The 16,070-nt window shown below is 73.9% G+C and carries 14 protein-coding genes and 1 pseudogene; 8 read left to right on the top strand and 7 right to left on the bottom strand.

All coding sequences use genetic code 11. The features are described 5' to 3' along the window. A pseudogene (locus ACFV0O_RS34320) lies at positions 1-184 on the bottom strand (glyoxalase); the annotation flags it as partial. A gap of 99 nt (positions 185-283) precedes the next feature. Continuing rightward, positions 284-2,245: a glycoside hydrolase family 9 protein gene (locus tag ACFV0O_RS34315; protein ID WP_380347657.1), complete on the bottom strand. Its 1,962-nt coding sequence runs from the start codon at positions 2,243-2,245 to the stop codon at positions 284-286. Positions 2,246-2,445: 200 nt separating this feature from the next. Here ACFV0O_RS34315 and ACFV0O_RS34310 point away from each other — a divergent pair, with 200 nt between their 5' ends. The 3 genes from ACFV0O_RS34310 to ACFV0O_RS34300 all read left to right on the top strand — a co-directional run bounded on the left by ACFV0O_RS34310 (position 2,446) and on the right by ACFV0O_RS34300 (position 5,205). After that, positions 2,446-3,120, top strand: a complete 675-nt coding sequence (locus tag ACFV0O_RS34310; protein ID WP_380347656.1) for a winged helix-turn-helix domain-containing protein — start codon at positions 2,446-2,448, stop codon at positions 3,118-3,120. Beyond that, the gene (locus ACFV0O_RS34305) at positions 3,120-4,370 is read left to right on the top strand and encodes a sensor histidine kinase (RefSeq protein ID WP_380347655.1); all 1,251 of its coding nucleotides are present in this window, start codon (positions 3,120-3,122) and stop codon (positions 4,368-4,370) included. Before ACFV0O_RS34310 ends, ACFV0O_RS34305 begins: the two co-directional genes overlap by 1 nt. 190 nt (positions 4,371-4,560) lie before the next feature. Continuing rightward, on the top strand, positions 4,561-5,205 hold the full coding sequence (locus tag ACFV0O_RS34300; protein WP_380347654.1) for a GAP family protein: 645 nt from the start codon (positions 4,561-4,563) through the stop codon (positions 5,203-5,205). Positions 5,206-5,345: 140 nt separating this feature from the next. Here ACFV0O_RS34300 and ACFV0O_RS34295 read toward each other — a convergent pair whose 3' ends face one another. After that, complete coding sequence (locus ACFV0O_RS34295) at positions 5,346-6,089, bottom strand: hypothetical protein (protein WP_380347653.1); 744 nt, start codon at positions 6,087-6,089, stop codon at positions 5,346-5,348. Between the two features lie 155 nt (positions 6,090-6,244). Continuing rightward, positions 6,245-7,162, bottom strand: a complete 918-nt coding sequence (locus ACFV0O_RS34290; protein ID WP_380347652.1) for a hypothetical protein — start codon at positions 7,160-7,162, stop codon at positions 6,245-6,247. Between the two features lie 1,020 nt (positions 7,163-8,182). On the opposite strand from ACFV0O_RS34290, the gene ACFV0O_RS34285 reads away from it, so the two are divergent. Beyond that, positions 8,183-8,965 (top strand): hypothetical protein, encoded by a 783-nt coding sequence (locus ACFV0O_RS34285; RefSeq protein ID WP_380347651.1) that lies wholly within the window; start codon positions 8,183-8,185, stop codon positions 8,963-8,965. 369 nt (positions 8,966-9,334) lie between these two features. Here the strand turns inward: ACFV0O_RS34285 and ACFV0O_RS34280 are convergent, their stop codons facing one another. Beyond that, a complete protein-coding gene (locus ACFV0O_RS34280; RefSeq protein WP_380347650.1) occupies positions 9,335-10,213 on the bottom strand; it encodes an oxygenase MpaB family protein in 879 nt (292 codons plus the stop codon). Positions 10,214-10,406: 193 nt separating this feature from the next. Here ACFV0O_RS34280 and ACFV0O_RS34275 point away from each other — a divergent pair, with 193 nt between their 5' ends. Next, entirely contained in the window at positions 10,407-10,970 is a 564-nt protein-coding gene (locus ACFV0O_RS34275; protein WP_380347649.1) for a hypothetical protein, read from the top strand. A 33-nt stretch (positions 10,971-11,003) separates the two neighbouring features. On the opposite strand, the gene ACFV0O_RS34270 is transcribed toward ACFV0O_RS34275, so the two are convergent. Beyond that, a complete protein-coding gene (locus tag ACFV0O_RS34270; protein ID WP_380347648.1) occupies positions 11,004-11,804 on the bottom strand; it encodes an alpha/beta fold hydrolase in 801 nt (266 codons plus the stop codon). Positions 11,805-11,949: 145 nt separating this feature from the next. On the opposite strand from ACFV0O_RS34270, the gene ACFV0O_RS34265 reads away from it, so the two are divergent. Continuing rightward, on the top strand, positions 11,950-12,870 hold the full coding sequence (locus ACFV0O_RS34265; RefSeq protein WP_380347647.1) for an AraC family transcriptional regulator: 921 nt from the start codon (positions 11,950-11,952) through the stop codon (positions 12,868-12,870). 58 nt (positions 12,871-12,928) lie between these two features. Here the strand turns inward: ACFV0O_RS34265 and ACFV0O_RS34260 are convergent, their stop codons facing one another. Beyond that, positions 12,929-13,513 (bottom strand): potassium channel family protein, encoded by a 585-nt coding sequence (locus tag ACFV0O_RS34260; RefSeq protein WP_380347646.1) that lies wholly within the window; start codon positions 13,511-13,513, stop codon positions 12,929-12,931. A gap of 810 nt (positions 13,514-14,323) precedes the next feature. On the opposite strand from ACFV0O_RS34260, the gene ACFV0O_RS34255 reads away from it, so the two are divergent. Together ACFV0O_RS34255 and ACFV0O_RS34250 are read left to right on the top strand one after the other, a co-directional pair. After that, positions 14,324-14,833 carry a hypothetical protein gene (locus ACFV0O_RS34255; protein WP_380347645.1) on the top strand — a complete coding sequence of 170 codons (510 nt, stop codon included), beginning with the start codon at positions 14,324-14,326 and terminating at the stop codon, positions 14,831-14,833. Between the two features lie 4 nt (positions 14,834-14,837). Further along, positions 14,838-15,902, top strand: coding sequence for a peptidase (locus ACFV0O_RS34250; RefSeq protein ID WP_380347644.1), 1,065 nt, complete (start codon positions 14,838-14,840; stop codon positions 15,900-15,902). Positions 15,903-16,070: the final 168 nt, after the last annotated feature.

The raw sequence follows: 16,070 nt of genomic DNA, 5'->3' as shown, positions 1-16,070 counted from the left end.
TGAGCGCCAGCGCGAAGCCACGGAACCCGACGGACGGCGCCCCGGACTCCCGCACGCGGACGTGCCGGTCCACGCCGAAGGCGGCGTGGAAGCGCCGGGCGGCCCCGAGGTCGGCCACCTCAAGGGTGACGGACGCGAGGGACTCGGTGGACACGGTGGACGCGGTGGATTCGTTGTTTCCCATGTCCGTCACGCTACGGGCGACCCGGTGCCCGGGGCTTCTCGAATCCTGATCGGTCCCGCCCGGATCCGGCCGGCCGTGCAGCCGTGGCGCTGCGCGCTGTCAGTCGGTCTTGCGGCCGGCGTCCTGGGGCGCGGCGGCGAGGGTGAAGGCGAGCAGGGCCGTGGCGGTGAAGTCGTCGGCGGACTCGACGGTCTGCCAGGCGCCGACGTGGTCCATGAAGCCGCTGCCGCGGCCGTCGAAGGCCGCGAAGGGGTTGCCCTGGCCGGTCGGGCACGCGCGCATGGTGGGGAAGGAGTTGAGGTCCTTGAGCTTGTCCGCCGCGTTGGGGCCGTTGACGACACCGCCCAGGAGGATGTCGCCGTCCCCGTCGAGGTCGCCGGCGAGGTTGGCGGCCTGGTGTTCGGGGCAGTGCGGGAAGGTCGTTCCGGCCCCGATGACGAAGGAGGAGCCCCACGCGTTGGCGCCCAGGGCCCAGTTGCGCTGCTGGGTGGCGAACGCGTCGTAGTGGGGGTCCCCGGTCACCCGGCGGTACAGCCGGGCGGTGGCGGCCAGGCCGAAGGTGTGGGGCACGGAGTCGAAGTCGGTGTAGACGGCGCCGGCCCTGAAGGGGTCGCGGGCCGCGCGGGCGCTGCCGTCGTCGAGCTGGCGCCGGAGGTCGGCGGTGAGCTGCTCGCGCGTCACTTCGGTGCGGGCGGCGCCGTCGTCGAGCAGGTGGACGAGGTCGGCGTGGGCGAGGGCACTGACGTCCCCGAGCCCGAGGGTGCCGAGGCTGTCCGAGGTGAGGTACTGCCGGGCCCAGTGTCCGGCCTGCCTGGTCCAGTCGGCCGCGCGCCTGTCGTCCAGCGCCTTCGCGGCGAGGGCGAGTTCGGCGGCGCCGAATTCCATGTCGTCCTGCCAGGACGCCTCGGGGTAGAAGCCGTGGGGGAAGGCGGTGACCAGCTGGTCGCCGGGGGTGGTGTCGGCGAGGGCGTAGACGTGCGCGGCCTTGTCGAGCTCCTCGTGCGCCCGCTCGGGGTTCTCGACGGCGTCCAGCTGGGCGGCCAGGGCGAAGGCGGCGGCGACGCGTCCGGCGAGGTTGGGGCTGATCGGCTTGCCGGGCGGCGCCGCGCGGAAGACCGGCCGGTGCTTGATCAGGTAGTCGGGGTCGCCGGGCTTGACGTCGAGGGCGTCGTCGGCCTCCGGCAGGCGCCACACGTCGTGGTCGGACCTGATCGCGCCGTTGCCGTCGGCGGTGTCGCCCTTGCCGAGCCCGACCTGGACGTAGAGGGTGCGCGACGTGTCGTCCCACATCTTGTCGAGCCAGTCCAGGCCGTGGCGCGCCTCGGCGGCCAGCTCCTGCCCGCCGGCGGGTGTGGTGCGCTGCGCGAGCAGGAGGCTCGCGGTGGAGTAGGAGGCGGTGTGGGTGAACTTGAGGAAGTCGCCGGCGTCGTTCCAGCCGCCCGAGACGTCGACCGGGCCCGCGACGCGCTTGAGGGGCGAGGTCAGCACCGTCTCGTCGTCGGCGTAGGCCGGGGTGTCGTAGACCGTGGCCTGGCGGTCGGCCAGGTGCGAGGGCCGGCGGCGCAGTTCGGTGGGGATCACGTCGGCGCCGTCGCGCTGGGCTTGGAAGAAGCGGACGTTGTCCCGGATGAGTTTGCCGAAGAGTCCGTCCACCGTGGCGACGCGGAACGTCGGGGAGACGGCGGTGACGGGCCCGGACACCTCGACCCGGTAGTCGCCGGGCTCGGTCAGCGGGGAGAGGTCCAGGGTGTGGACGGCCTTGTACGTGCTGTTCCAGCCTCCGGTGGACGAGCCGGCCCTGCCCTTCAGGACCTCCTTCCCGGAGCTGTCGAGGACCCGGAAGGACGCGTTGGACGCGGGGACGGAGGTCATCAGGTAGGCCTGCTTGACCTCGCCCGGTGTGTAGCCGACCTGGTCCACGCGCACCACCGCCCGCGGATCGCCCGTGGTGGGGGAGTCCGCGCCCTGTGCGGACTGGACGCAGTAGGCCGCGAGAACGGTGGCCGCCACGCCTGCGGCGGTCAGGCCGATGACGCGCTTGTGCATACGGATCTTTGCCATGCCCGCAGACTGCCCGCTCGTCCATGAGGGGATCATGAGGTGGTTCGGCAGCTCCCGACGCGGGATGCCCCGGCCCCCGGCCCCGGCGCCGCCCGGCGGAAGGGCACGACAGCACCCGGCCGCCCGGTGGACGGGCATACCACCCCAATCACGACCACCCCGGCGTTCATGTTCTTTTCGACCCAGTAGGCTCGCCCGCCATGCGCGTACTTGTCCTTGAGGACGACCCCGAACTCGGCCCCGTGATCACCCGCGGTCTGCGCGAGGCAGGATTCGCCGTCGACTTCGCCACCTCCCTCGCCGACGCCGACTTCAAGCTCGCGGTCAACACCTACGACTGCCTGGTCGCCGACCGCACCCTGCCCGACGGGGACGCGCTCACCCTCCTGTCCGCCCAGCGCAGGGCCGGCTCCGCCCTGCCCGTCCTGCTGCTCACCGCCCTCGACGCGGTCAGCGACCGCGTGGCCGGGTTCGAGCACGGCGCCGACGACTACCTCGTCAAGCCCTTCGCCTTCGCCGAACTCAGTGCCCGCGTCCGCACCCTGTGTCGTCGCGGTCAGCCCGCGCGGCTGCCGGAACTGCGCGTCGGCACCCTGGAACTGGACCTGCCGCGCCGCAGGGTACGGCGCGACGGCGTCCTGCTCACCCTCACCGCCAAGGAGTTCGCCGTCCTGGAGGTCCTGATGCTGCGCGCCGGCGAGGTGGTCACGCGCACCGAGCTCATCGAACGCTGCTGGGACGAGCAGACCGAACCGCTCTCCAACGTCGTCGACGTCCTCATCGGCCAGCTGCGCCGCAAACTGGGCCCGCCCTCGCTCGTCCTGACCGTCCGGGGCGTCGGCTACCGGCTCGCCGACCCCGCCACGGACCGGTGATGCGGTCCGGTCCCGCCGTCGCACACCTGCAGCGCGTCCGGTGGGCGACGACGCTGCTCTTCGCCGCGACCACCGCCCTGTGCCTCCTGTTCCTCGCGGTCCTGGCGGTGCGCACCGACGCCCGGTCCCGCACGAACGATCTCGACAACGACGTCGGCCGCCGGGCCGACGGCCTCGCCCGCACGCTCTACTACGACGGCGGCGTCCTGCACCTCGACGCCCTGGCGGAGGACGACCTGGCGCTGAGCGCGGAGCGGCTCGCCGTCGTCCGGTCACCCGCGCCCGGCCTGCCCCAGGAAAGCCACGCGTCCGCCGCGCCCGTCGCACGCGCCCCGCTTCCCGACCAGGCCGGACTGGACGACATCTGGAGGCAGGTCGAGCACGAGCAGGAGACCGTCTTCGTGGCCGCCGAGGCCGACGGCCGGGAGATCCAGTGGGCCGCCGCCCCCGTCTGGGACGGCGACCGGATCGGCGCCGCCGTGCTGGTCGGAGCCGACCCCGCACAGAGCCTGGCCGCCCATGACCGCCTCGTCCGCCGGCTCGCCCTGGGCTGCGCAGCCCTGGTGCTGGCCGCCGCCGCCGTCGGGCACCTGCTGTCCGGCCGGGCCATGCGCCCTGCGCTGCGCGGCCTCGACCGACAGGAACAGTTCCTCGCCGAAGCCGCGCACGAACTCCGCACCCCGCTGGCCACCCTGCGCCTGGTGGTCGAAACCGGCGGCACCTCCCCCGCCCGGGCACCCGCCGCCCTCGACGAGGCGGTCCGCCTCGTCGACCGCCTGGGCCGGCTGGTCACCGGTCTGCTGGCCCGGGCCCGCGTCGAGGCCGGCACCCAGGACGTCGAGCTGACCCCGCTGCGGCTCGACCAGCTGGTCGAACAGACCGTCGAGGAACTGCCGGACAGCACCGGCGTCACCGTCACCACCGAGGCCGTCGTCGTCGACGGCGACCCCGAACTGCTCGCCCAGGCCGTTCGCAACCTCGTGGAGAACGCGCTGCGGCACGGCGGCGGCACCCCGGTCGACGTGAGCGTCACGGCCGGCCGGATCGCCGTACGGGACCACGGCCCCGGCGTACCGGCCGAGGACCGTACCCGGGTCTTCGAACGCCGCGTCACCGGAACGACGAGCACCGGCACCGGAACCGGCCTCGCCATCGTCCGCTGGGTGGCCGAACTCCACGGCGGCACCGCCCGGCTCTCCCCCGCCCCCGGCGGCGGCCTGTACGCGGAACTCCTGCTACCCGTGCGGTGACCCGCCGTGGACGGGGAGGCGGTGGGAGACGGCGGTGTCGGCGTGGCCTGCTTGACGCGCCGGGCCGGGGCCCGCAGAGTCGGGACGCGGCACCGTACGGCCGCCGGTACCCGGCCCGCCGCGTACGCCGGAGCCCGTCTCCAGGCGTGCCGGGCAGGGCGTCGACCCGATCGAGGGAGGGGCGGAACCGATGGTCGTCGACTTGATCGTGATCGGTACGGCCATCACCCTCGGACCACTGCACAACAGCGCCTTCGTCCTGCTGCTCTCCTCCCTGCGCGGCACCCGCAAGGGCCTCGCCTTCCTGCTGTCCTGGCTGGCCAACCTGGTCGCGGTGATCGCCTGCGTCATGCTGCTCACCGGCGGAACGCCACCCGTCCACGACAGCGCGCCCTCGGACGCCGCCCTCGCCGCCAAGCTGGCGATCGGCGTCGGCCTGGTCCTGTTCGGCTGCTACCGGAGCCGACGCCCTCCCCACCCGCACCAGCCGCCGAGCTGGACCGGGCGCGTCGACAACGCCTCGCTCGCCACCGCTGCCGGACTCGCCTGGCTCCTCCAGCCGTGGGCCCTGGTCGGAGCCGGCGCCGCCACCGCCGTCGACGCGGACCTCTCCACCGCCTACGCCTGGCTCGCCCTGACCGGCTACTGCCTGCTGGCCACCCTCAGCCTCCTGGCGATGGAGCTGTACACCGTCTGGGCCCCGGACACCGCGCACGCCCGACTGGACGCCCTGCGGACCTGGCTCGATCGACACCAGGACCAGCTGATCATCACCCTCTCGCTCCTGGCCGGGCTCTGGCTCACCGCCAGAAGCATCTACGAGCTCGTCGCCTGACGGCTCACCGGGCACCCCGGTCGTCCCAGCCGGCCCCGGGCTCCGGCACCTGCACCTGCACCTGCACCTGCACCTGCCGGTGACGGCACAGGCTCACCGACGGCTCGCCCGGTCAAGCCGTCCGACGGACTCCCCCTCCGTCACCTGCTCAGCGGGTTCCGGTCCAGGTAGCGAAGGCCCTGTCTGAGGTAGGCCCTCGGGTTGGTGGCCAGGTGTGCCGCCCAGGTGGGCCTGGTCTCGCCACGCAGGTGCGCGTAGCAGGCCAGCGCGTAGCCGAGCTCGCGCTGGCTCAGGTAGCCGAGGCGCGCGTACGACCAGCCCCGGCTGCTCTGGCTGAAGGTGAAGGCGGAGTTGGCCGTGAAGATGCCGAGGCCGAAATGGACCGTCAGCAGGTCGGTGAGTGGCTCGTGGTCGCGCCGGTCGGCGGGGATCCGCTGCTCGTCGAGCAGGCGCACGTGGCCCAGCTCGTGGGCGATGGTGGCGACCAGCGCGACCGGACGGGCGGCTTGGCGCTGGTCGACGGCGATCACCGGGCGCCCGTTCTCACGCCGGTAGTGCCCCGCGGCGGAGCGGGACCTCCGGGCGAGGTCGAGGCCGGCGACCATGACGTGCTCGCCGTCGTCCGGCTCGATCTCGATCGTCAGCCGGTCGGGCGCCACGTCCAGGTAGCCGCAGATCCGGGTGATCACGCTCCGGATGTCCTCGTCGGAGCCCCGGTACGGTCCCGGGAAGAACTCGGCGGTCGGCAGGACCGGGGCGCGGCACAGCACGTCACGGCCGAACTCGGCTGCCAGCCAGGCCATGGACTCCTCCACCCGGACACGTTCGTCCGGGCCGACCGGGCACTTCGGTGAGAACAGCGCCATGGCACCCCCAGTGATCACGGCCTTCATGCACCACGGGCGGGCAGCGCCGACCGCCCGTTCGGACCGGCCTCCTCGGCCTCCCGCCGCCGTGGCATCCGGCGGCACCCGGACACCGCTGCCCCGCCCACGGAACAGCCTCCGAACACCGCCACTGCCGACCGGACCTCCGCGGGTCAGCCGTCGAGTTTCGCGTACAGGCCGCGACCCGGGCGCTGTGCACGGCCGGCCTTGGTCAGCCGCTCCAGCATGGTACGCAGCGCGTTCACGGCGCCCTGCCCGCCGTCGATCCGCAGCTCGGTGGCCACCTCCCGGGCGCGCAACGGCCGTTCGGCGCCGGCCAGGACCGCGAGCACCTTCTCGGCGGTGACGCCGGTGCTGCGCCGCCTGGATGCCGTCCCGGCCTCCGCGGTGCCGGTCTCCGCGGTCCCGTGCGTCTGCGGCTCGGCTGTCCGGGCTTCGCCCGCTGCCGTGGCGGTGGTCGTCCCGGGCTTCCTCGCAGCCGTCGTCACCCGGGCCCTCGACGTGGCCTTCTTCGCCGGAGTCCTCGTCGCGGCCGCAGCCTTCTTCGTCGGCGCGGTCTTCGCTGTTGTCTCCTTCGCGGTTGTCTCCTTCGTTGCGGTCTTCTTCGCGGTTGCCTTCTTCGCGGTTGTCTTCTTCGCGGTTGTCTTCTTCGCCGCCGCGGTCTTCTTCGCGGCGCCCTTCCCCGCGGCCTTCTTCCCCGCGGCCTTCTTCGCGGTGGCGGCCCTCTTCAGCGGCGCCCGGTCCTGGTCCCCGTCCTGGCCTTGGCCCTGCGTCGGGAGCGCCTCGGTTTCGGCGGCCGGCAGCTCGACAGGCCGCTGCTCCTGCTGCGACGGGGGCGCCGCGTCGACCTCTTCACGGGTCGTCAGGGGCGCGGCGTTCTCCACCGCAACGGCGATCTGCGGGAGCGGCAGGCCGGAGAGGGCGCGCAGGCTTTCCAGCGCGCCGCGCAGGGCGTTCTCGTGCGCGACGACGGCAGCCAGTTCGTCCTCCAGTCCCCGCCGTCGCGCCTCGATACCGGGAAGCTCTCCCTCAAGTGCGGTGATGGTCTCGCTGAAACGGCTGTCTGCCACGGTTCCTCGTCTTCCGTCCATGGGGTGTTGCAGGGGACTGTACGGCTTCCGTCCCACTGTCGCTGCCGATGTCACGAAATGTGCCCTGCGAGGGGGAGAGCACCGGGCCGGAAGGCACCGGAACCGGCCGGGTGATCCCCCCGTGTCACCGATACGGTCCCGGCGTTGGCCGGCAGCGGTGGGCGATGCGCCCACCCGCGCCGGGCGACCGCGCCGGACCCGACCGGAACGAGGACGTACATCGGCGACGACAGGGCCTCCTGACGGGCTCGACGTCTCGACGGACCCCGATCCGCACCGGAGGCCCTGTCCTCATGCCCGGCGAACGGCAAGATCACCCGGCCGCGTCGTTCCCGGGGAGGCCTCGGCCGCAGGGCGTGGGAACACGCGCGCTCACGACGGCAGTCCTCGGCTCGGCCGGGACACGACGGCAGTCCTCGGCTCGGCCGGGACACGGCGGCGGTGCCCGACCGGGCTCCGTCGTCGGCGTGTTCCGGGATCGCACCCGGCTCTGCGCGAGTTCCGGGGCCCACGGCCGGCGGGCGCCGTGCTCCTCCGCTTCGCCGGGCTCCGGCTGCGTCAACGCGCGGACCAGTACCGGGCTGTGGACGGAGCGGACCCGGAAGTTCACCGGGAACCGGCTTTCGGTCACGATCCGCACGTACCGGCGGCGGTTCCCCCGACGACGTCCCGCCACGATGACGCGCTCGCCCCCGTCGCCCCGGGCCGACGCTGCGATCCGGAGCTTGGCCCCGGCGCGAAGTGCCGGAGCCCCTTGCGGATCTCCAGGCCGCCCTCGCCGTGGCTGGTCCGCTGAGCGACGTCGGCCACGACGCAGGTGCCCGGTGGCTTCGGTCCCGTTGCGTCGGTCATGGCGGCAGGGTCTCCCACGCCCGGCGCGGGCAGGGCCCTCGGTTCTCCGGGCGGCCAGAGGGTGAGAACTCCGTGGGGGGCATGCCGGTTTCCGGGCGGGGACGGAGCGGCTGCTCGACGGACGCGCATGTGCGAAGATCACCGGCCATGGAGACCGAGACCTGGGACGACCTGACCGTCACCGAGCAGGTGCTGATGCGCCGGGCCGTCTCGGGACACCGGCTGGCGGGCGCCCCGCAGCACGTCGCGGCGGTGCTGCGGTGGGCGGGTTCGCCGGACGTCGCGGCCCTGCGCGGCGCGACGGTCGAGGAGCAGCGGGCGCGGGTGCCCGAGCTGGCCGCGGCGACCGTGCGGCTGGTCGGGGCGGGGTGGTTGACGGTGCACCGCGGCCGGCCGATGGTGCAGTCGGACGACGATCCGGCGGTGTCCGGGCCGGAGCTGGAGCAGGTGGTGGCCGACCCGGCGACGTGGCTCCACGGGCCGGTCGGCGAGACAGTGCTGACCGTGCGGGCGTCCGACGGGGGCCTCGCCCGCTGGGAGGTCCGGGCCTACCCGCCCGGCGGGCGGGACGCGCCGGTCCGGGAGCGGTTCTCCGGGGCCGAGGAGGCCGTCCTGGTCTGCGCCATGGAGGCCAGCGGCTGGCTGACCGGCCCGTTCGGCATCTTCGCCGACCTGCCGCCGGAGCTGACGGGGGACGAGCGGCGGGCCTTCGTGGAGGAGGAGACCGCGCCGTTGGCCCGGTTCGTGGGCGACGGCTCGATCGAGGTGCACCACGTCGCCCGGCCGGACTCGGCCGACTTCACGGTGGTCCCGCTCGATGACCTGGTGGAGGCGTTCTGCGACCGGGAGTTGCGCTGCGACGACAGCGACGAGTGGGGCATCGGCTTCACGTGTGTATTGACCCAGTCACCGGCGACTGCGCTGCGTTAGGACAGGCCCCAGTCCGACGCCGGCCGGACGGCGGCCGGGTCCACGTCGTGGACGACCCGCTCTTCAACTGACCGCCCACGCCCACGCCGACAGGCGGCTTGACTCCCTGCTCGAACGACTCGGCGGCCCGCATCCGCACCGACTCCCGGCGCACCCGTCCCGCGGCGGCCCGCGGCCGCCGCCCCGCCCCCGGCCGCAGATCTCACTCACCACCCGATACAGCCACTGCACCGCACCCATCGGGGACGTCGAGAAGGTTCACCCTGACGAGCCGAGGTCAGCAGGGCGTCACCGTTCACATCGTCCCGAGTCCCGAGCGGCCTGGCGCGGCCTGCCGGGGTTCCGCACGTTCGAGGCACGGCGGGGTGCTCATCCGGTGCGCGCAGGGTCGGCCATCGCCCACCGGATGGCCCGCACCGCGCCGCGGCCGAAGGGCCGGACCACCGCGGTCTCCAGGGAGGACGCCGCCGGAAGTCCGATCAGGGCGCGGTGTCGGGCGGGCATGAGGGCGACCGCGGCGGCGGCCAGGGCGCCGTAGGCGGGGCGGGCCGGGAGCGGCACCGGGGGGTGCAGGAGGAGGAAGCGCGCCACGGCCCGGGCCTGCGGGGTGTCCTCCAGTTCCGGGCCGTAGGCGCGCAGGCGCTCGTCGAGCGCCTTCCGGTCGCGCGGCGGGTCCTCGACGCCCAGGGCCTCGGCCACCCGGGCCATGTCGGCGACGTAGCCGTCGCAGCCGTCGGCGTCCAGGGGGTGCGCGCCGTAGGCCTGGTGGGCGCGCAGGAAGCTGTCGGCCTCGGCGGCGTGGACCCAGCCCAGGAGGTGGGGGTCGCCCGCCCGGTACGGGCGGCCGTCGGCCGTCGTCCCGCGGATGCCCGCGTGGACGGCGCGGACCCGTTCCACGGCGGCGTCGGCGTCCTCGGCGGTGCCGAAGGTGGTGACGGCCAGGAACGTGCTGGTCCTCTGCAGTCGGCCCCAGGGGTCGCTGCGGTAGCCGGAATGAGCGGCGACGGCCGCCATCGCCAGCGGGTGCAGGGACTGCACCAGCAGCGCCGACAGCCCGCCCACGAACATCGACGCGTCGCCGTGCACGACCCGGACGGGCCGGTCCGGGCCGAACCAGCGCGGCCCGGGCGTGTCGTGGATGCGGCGTCGCACGGCACGCCCGTCGGGGCCCGCGACGCGCGCGAACAGTTCCGCGCCGAGCCGCCCGCGCAGCCGGTCCAGGGGCGTGCCGCTCCGTTGAGCGTCCATACCGGCCACGCTAAGGCTCACTCCGGCGGTCATCAAGCCCCTGTCGGTCGGAGCGGGCGGGCCCGGCGCCCGGGGACCGCCCGGTGGCCCGGTCCGGCCGGTCCGGCGCCGCGATGTCGCACGGTCCGTGGCGCCCGAGTCCCGACGGGAGCGGGAACCGGCCGACCCCGGTGTGATCGGCATACTTCCGCGCATGGACATCGCGCAGAACGACCCCAGGCCGCACCACTACCGGTTCGCCCACCTGGTGCTCCCGGGCCTCGCCCGGGACCGCGGGCCGCACCTGGTCGACGGCGACCCGGACCGCGACGTCGCGGCCGAACTCGCGGCCCTCTGGGACGACTTCGGCAAGCAGCTGCCCGACGCGGAACGGCTGCCGAGCGACGGACTGAGGGGCAGTCGGATCACCCTCGGCGCACACCGGCTGCTGGTGGTCGTGCTGCCGCGGCCGGCCGCACCCGCCGAGGCGTACTACACCGCCGTCGTCCAGCCGGAAGGCACCGGCCACTGCCGGTACTTCACCATGGAGCACGCGGTCAACCCGTTCACCGGGGAGCCGTACACGGTGCTCGGCGAATGGGCGGACGGCAGCCACCTCAACCTCGGTTCCGCGGAGCCGGGACTGTCCGCCTTCCTGGCCGCCGTCGTCACGGTCCTCGACGAGTCCGAACCCGGCGACGCGACCGGCCGCCCGGGCCCGGCCAGGAAGCCGCAGAAGCCCGAACGGCGCGGGCTGCGAGGGCTGTTCGGCCGCTGACCCGCGCCTGCCCGGGGGCGCTCCTTCGCACCGTCAGCGCTGAAGGCCGGTGGAGAATTCCGCGAGGGCGGTCGCGACAGCACCGGGGGCTTCCACGGGGAGCAGGTGACCGGCGTCGGGGACGACCGTGAGGGTCGCGTGCGGGAGGTGCGGGAGCAGGTGCTCGCGCACCACGTGCGCCGGTTCCACCACGTCGCGTTCCGCCGCCAGCACGGTCACCGGCACGTCGACGTCCCGTACGGCGGCGGTGATGTCCTGCGCGATCCCGCGCAGCGGCCACTCCAGCCGGGCCTCGGCCCCGGCGGCCCGGCTGTCGCGCTCCGCCGTGGCGCGCACGGCGCCGGTCAGCGGTGCGGCCGTGAGGACACTGTCGAGGACGTAGTGCACCGTCTCGGGCGAGTCGTACGCGTGGGACAGGTTCTGCCGGTACTCCTCGGTCACCGTCGCGGGCGGCTGCGGCGGCGCGGGCGCGACGAGCACCAGACCGGCCAGCCCGGCCGGGCGGCGCGCGGCGAGGAGCTGGCTCACCTTGCCGCCCATCGAATGACCGACCACGACGAACGGGCCCGTCACGCACACCTCCAGTACGCGGGCGAGGTCGTCGGCCAGCCGGTCGAGGTGGTACGGCCCGGGCAGCGACCGCGAGGTGCCCCAACCGCGCTGGTCGAAGCGCACGGTCGCCTGCCCGGCCGGCAGCCGGCCGAGCACCCCGTCCCAGGTGTCGGCGGACCCGCCCCAGTAGTGGACGAACACCAGCACCGGCCCGGTGCCGCCGCCCACCCGCACGTCCAGCGACCCGCCCGCCACGGGAACCCGCATTGTCGTTTCCGTCATCGTCACACCTTCCGCTTCGGCCGCACCGAGCGACCGGCGTCGCCTGTCCTCAGCTGTGAACAGGTAGCCTGACCTGCCTGTCAGGCCCGGGAACGACCGTAGGCGGGGCACCTCCCGCGCCCTGGCGGAAAGGAACACGATCCTTGTGGAAAACGGACACGCCACGGTACGGCAGGTGCGCTACCTGCCGGCCATCGGCTCACCGCACGGCGTGGAGGTCATCGACCTCGCCGCGCTGCGCGCCATGGACCCCCACCGCCGCCGCGCCCACCCGCAGCGCCCCGACTTCCACGTCCTCGCCCTGATCCGCTCCGGCACAGGCAGCCACGAAGCGGACTTCCACCACTACCCGCTGACGGAAGGCAGCGCCGTGTGGATCCGGCCCGGCACGGTGCACCGCTGGAGCGACATCGACGCGTGCGACGGCCCACTGGTGCTCTTCCGACCCGGCTTCCTCCCCGGCTTCACCGCAGCCGAGACCACCGCCCCGGCCTGCTGGCACCTCGACCGCCCGCGCCTCGACCTCGCCCTCCTCGCAGCCGACCACCTCCGCCGCGAACACGACACCGCGGCACGCACACCCCAGCTGGCGAACGCCGCACTGCTCACCCACCTCCTGGCGGCACTGATGCTGCGCGCACTCCCCCACACCCCGGAAGCGACCCGGCCGACCCACTCCGGCGGCCCCGACACGACCGTGTTCCGCGCCTACCGCAGCGCCGTCGAAGAGCACTTCGCCGACTGGCACCACGTCGCCGACTACGCGCACGCCCTCGGCTACGACGTGCGCACCCTCACCCGGGCCACCCGTGCCGCCACCGGCACCGGCGCCAAGAGCTTCCTCGACCAACGGATCCTGCTCGAAGCCAAGCGCCTGCTCGCCCACACCGACCTCCCGATCGCCGGCTGCGCACGGCGCCTCGGCTTCCGGGACCCCGGCAACTTCACCACCTTCTTCCGCCGCCAGACCGCCACTCCCCCGGCCGCCTGGCGCAGCGCGTACGCCGGCACCGGTGTCGGCACCGGTGTCAGCACCGGCGTCGGCGTCGGCGTCAGCCAGGCCTGACAACCCCGACGACCGGCCGGCACACCGCAGCGGACCTGATCACGGCGTTCCGTCCGCCTCACCCACCGCCGTCCGTGCCGGCTCGGGTGTTCGCCCCGGTGTTCCTGCGTTCCCGGCTGCGGCGGACGGCACCGACGATGACCTTGAGGGCCAGACCGAAGACGATCAGGTCGGTGAGCATCTGCACGGTGACCACCAGCTGCGCCGTGTCGGTCTTGGGCGTGATGTCGCCGAACCCGACGGTGGAGAACACGGTGACGGTGAAGTACAGCCCCTGGGTGTGGGAGAGGTGCCGACCGAAGCTGTCCGGGGACTGCGCGGCCATCGTGACGTAGGCGGCTGCGAACAACAGCAGGAAGAACGGGATGCTGGTGGCCAGCGCCTCGGCGGCCCGCAGCCCCGGGTGCCGCGAGCGCAGGATCGAGCGGACCTGGACGGCGATCAGGGCGACGAAGCCGATCAGGCCGAGCAGGAGCACGGTGACGGCGACCGACGTGGAGAGGCGGTCCAGGGGCAGCAGGTAGTACACGGTCACCAGTGCGACGACCGACCCCAGCACGCGCAGCGCGGTCCAGACGACCCTCCGGGAGGAGGGACGGGCTTCCAGCGGTTCCTGAGGGGTCGCTCCGCCGTCCGGGGTCATGACGCCCGCCTCGGCGTTCCGGCCGGGGCGGGCCAGGACGGGGCGTACGCGTCCCCCGTGATGGCGGTGACCGCACCCACGATGATCACTGCTCCCGATCGCGCTGAGGAACGGTATGACGGACAGCGACGTACGGCGGAGGACGGCCGGCACGCCGAGCGGGAGCAGACCGGTGCAGACGGCGTGCAGGAGCCGTCTGCGCCGGGCGGCCTCGCCGGCCGGGCCGTCCCGCCCCGCTGCCGGGTTCCCGGCGCGGCTCCCGCGGGTGCCGCGTGCCCGTCTCCTGATGTGCCCGGGGCGTCGTGCGTCCTCATGGTGCGTCCTCCCGGCGATGATCACCCGGATCCGCGATCAGCTGGGGTCCCTGTGTCCACCCTCCCACTGCTGCCCTCGCTCCGGCGCGGCGACGGGGCCCCGCCGTCGCGTCCGAGCGGTCGGCGTCGAGCGCGTGGTGTCGAGCCGCTGGTGTCGAGCGGGCGGTGTCGAACGGTCGGCGTCGCGCGGGCCGAGGGGCCTGGCCGCACGTGGCACACCCGGTCGGTCACACACGGCAACCGCAGGTGCGCGAGATCGCCGCCGGCCCACAGGCCGGCTCCGATGAGGAGGGCTTCCGCCTCCTCGTGGGTGAGCGCGGGCGGCACGGGGGCGCCGGGCCGGGCGGGCCGGGCTTCTGTCCGGCTGAAATACGGTCATTCCCGTGGCGGAGCGTGACCGGCGTCGGCTTGCGTGAAGAAGTTGCGCCCGATTGTCTGACATTACGTCAATCGGCATGCCCGCTCACGGGTGGCTACTTCAGGAGCAACTGTGCGTATGCGAATCCTACCCACCGCGGCCGCATCCGTCGTCCTCGTCATGGTCCAGCCGGGCCTCGCCGGAGCAGCGGCCGACCCCAGTACCACGGTCTCGTTCACCATCACGTCCGGCGCGCTGTCGATGTCGGTGCCGGTCAGCGCCGCCCTCGGCTCGGGAGCGCCCGGCACCAACATCGGCGCGCCGATCGGCGCCGTGAGCGTCACCGACGACCGCGCCCTCCTCTCGGCCGCCTGGACGGTGACCGCGTCGGCGACGGACTTCGCGAACGGCCCCTCGACGGTGCCCGCCTCCGACGCCACCTACTCGGTCGGGGCGGTGACGACGACCGGCACCATCACCGCCACCCCGACGAACATCACGCTGAGCAACAGCCCGCAGACCGTGGTCACCGGGAGCAGCGGCGTCGGGGACAACACCGCGACCTGGGACCCGACGGTCAGCATCTCCGTGCCCGCCAGCGCCGTCAGCGGCAGCTACTCCGGAACGCTGACCCACTCCGTTGCCTGACCGGATGAAGCGCGCGCGCCGCGCCTGGGTCCTGCTGATGGTGCTGGCCGTCGTCCAGGCGATCGGGGTGATGCCGGCAGGCGCGGACGGGATGCCCGGGACGCCCTCCCCCCACTCCAGCCCGACGAGCCACCCCAGCCCGACGAGCCACCCGAGTCCGACGAGGAAGACCATCGGCATCAAGCTGCTCGACGCCCCGGAGAGCCAACGTGCCGATCCCAGGGCCCAGGCCTACCTCGTCGACCACGTCGCACCGGGCTCGACCATCGAACGCCAGGTGGAGGTCAGCAACGAGTCGTCCACGTCGATGCACGTCACCGTGTACGCCGCGGCGGCCGGTATCGCGGACGGAAAATTCACCTTCGCGCCGGACCACACCCCCAACGAGCTGACCGGCTGGACGTCGCTCGACAAGACCGACCTCGACCTGGCGGCCTCTGCCTCGGCTCAGGTGCGCACCACGATCCGGGTGCCCAAGGACGCCTCGGCCGGGGAGCGGTACGGCGTCATCTGGGCCCAGACCGGCGACCCCGGGGACCGCACGCACAATCTGACGATCCTGGGCCGGGTCGGCATCCGCATGTACGTCGACGTCGGTCCCGGAGGCGCGCCGCCCTCGGACTTCACGATCGAGCGGTTCTACCCGGCCAAGACCCGCGACGGGCGGAAGGAGGTCCGCGCCCGGGTCCACAACACGGGCAGCCGCGCCCTGGACATCACCGGGACGCTCTCCCTGGCCGACGGGCCGGGCGGGCTCCACGCCGGACCCTTCCCGGTCAAGACCGGCACCACCGTGGCACCGGGCGACGTCGCGGAGGCGGTCGTCCCGCTCGACGCGCAGCTGCCGAACGGCCCGTGGAACGCGGAGCTGACGCTCAGGAGCGGCCTGGTCGAACGCACCACGCGCGCCACCATCACCTTCCCGACGACTCCCGGCGGCGCCGGGGCCGTCACCGCGTCGGCCGCCGATCCGGGGCACCTCCCCACCCCCATGACCGCGGTGATCGCCACCCTCGTCCTCGCCACCGTGTGCGTCCTGCTCCGCAGGTCCCGCCGACGCCACCGGTGACCACTTCCCCGGTCGGCCGGACTGCACCGGCGCCTCGGGTGGCGTGGGAGCACTGACGTACGCGTCGGTGCTCCCCCCCCGGCCCGGCACGCGCCGCCGGGACCCGGGGGGGCCCCCCTCCGCCGCGGGCCGCCCCGGGCGGGCGCGGGGGGGCCCGTGGGTTGACCG

This window comes from Kitasatospora sp. NPDC059577, from assembly GCF_042735475.1.
Classification (GTDB): domain Bacteria; phylum Actinomycetota; class Actinomycetes; order Streptomycetales; family Streptomycetaceae; genus Kitasatospora.
This window is presented reverse-complemented; position numbering and strand designations above follow the sequence as displayed.

Coding starts and splice junctions, on each gene's coding strand:
- ACFV0O_RS34285 (WP_380347651.1), top strand. CDS start 8,183: ATGGAGACCGAGACCTGGGACGACCTGACCGTCACCGAGCAGGTGCTG.
- ACFV0O_RS34310 (WP_380347656.1), top strand. CDS start 2,446: ATGCGCGTACTTGTCCTTGAGGACGACCCCGAACTCGGCCCCGTGATC.
- ACFV0O_RS34305 (WP_380347655.1), top strand. CDS start 3,120: ATGCGGTCCGGTCCCGCCGTCGCACACCTGCAGCGCGTCCGGTGGGCG.
- ACFV0O_RS34260 (WP_380347646.1), bottom strand. CDS start 13,513: ATGACCCCGGACGGCGGAGCGACCCCTCAGGAACCGCTGGAAGCCCGT.
- ACFV0O_RS34255 (WP_380347645.1), top strand. CDS start 14,324: ATGCGAATCCTACCCACCGCGGCCGCATCCGTCGTCCTCGTCATGGTC.
- ACFV0O_RS34315 (WP_380347657.1), bottom strand. CDS start 2,245: ATGGCAAAGATCCGTATGCACAAGCGCGTCATCGGCCTGACCGCCGCA.
- ACFV0O_RS34275 (WP_380347649.1), top strand. CDS start 10,407: ATGGACATCGCGCAGAACGACCCCAGGCCGCACCACTACCGGTTCGCC.
- ACFV0O_RS34300 (WP_380347654.1), top strand. CDS start 4,561: ATGGTCGTCGACTTGATCGTGATCGGTACGGCCATCACCCTCGGACCA.
- ACFV0O_RS34270 (WP_380347648.1), bottom strand. CDS start 11,804: ATGACGGAAACGACAATGCGGGTTCCCGTGGCGGGCGGGTCGCTGGAC.
- ACFV0O_RS34250 (WP_380347644.1), top strand. CDS start 14,838: ATGAAGCGCGCGCGCCGCGCCTGGGTCCTGCTGATGGTGCTGGCCGTC.
- ACFV0O_RS34280 (WP_380347650.1), bottom strand. CDS start 10,213: ATGGACGCTCAACGGAGCGGCACGCCCCTGGACCGGCTGCGCGGGCGG.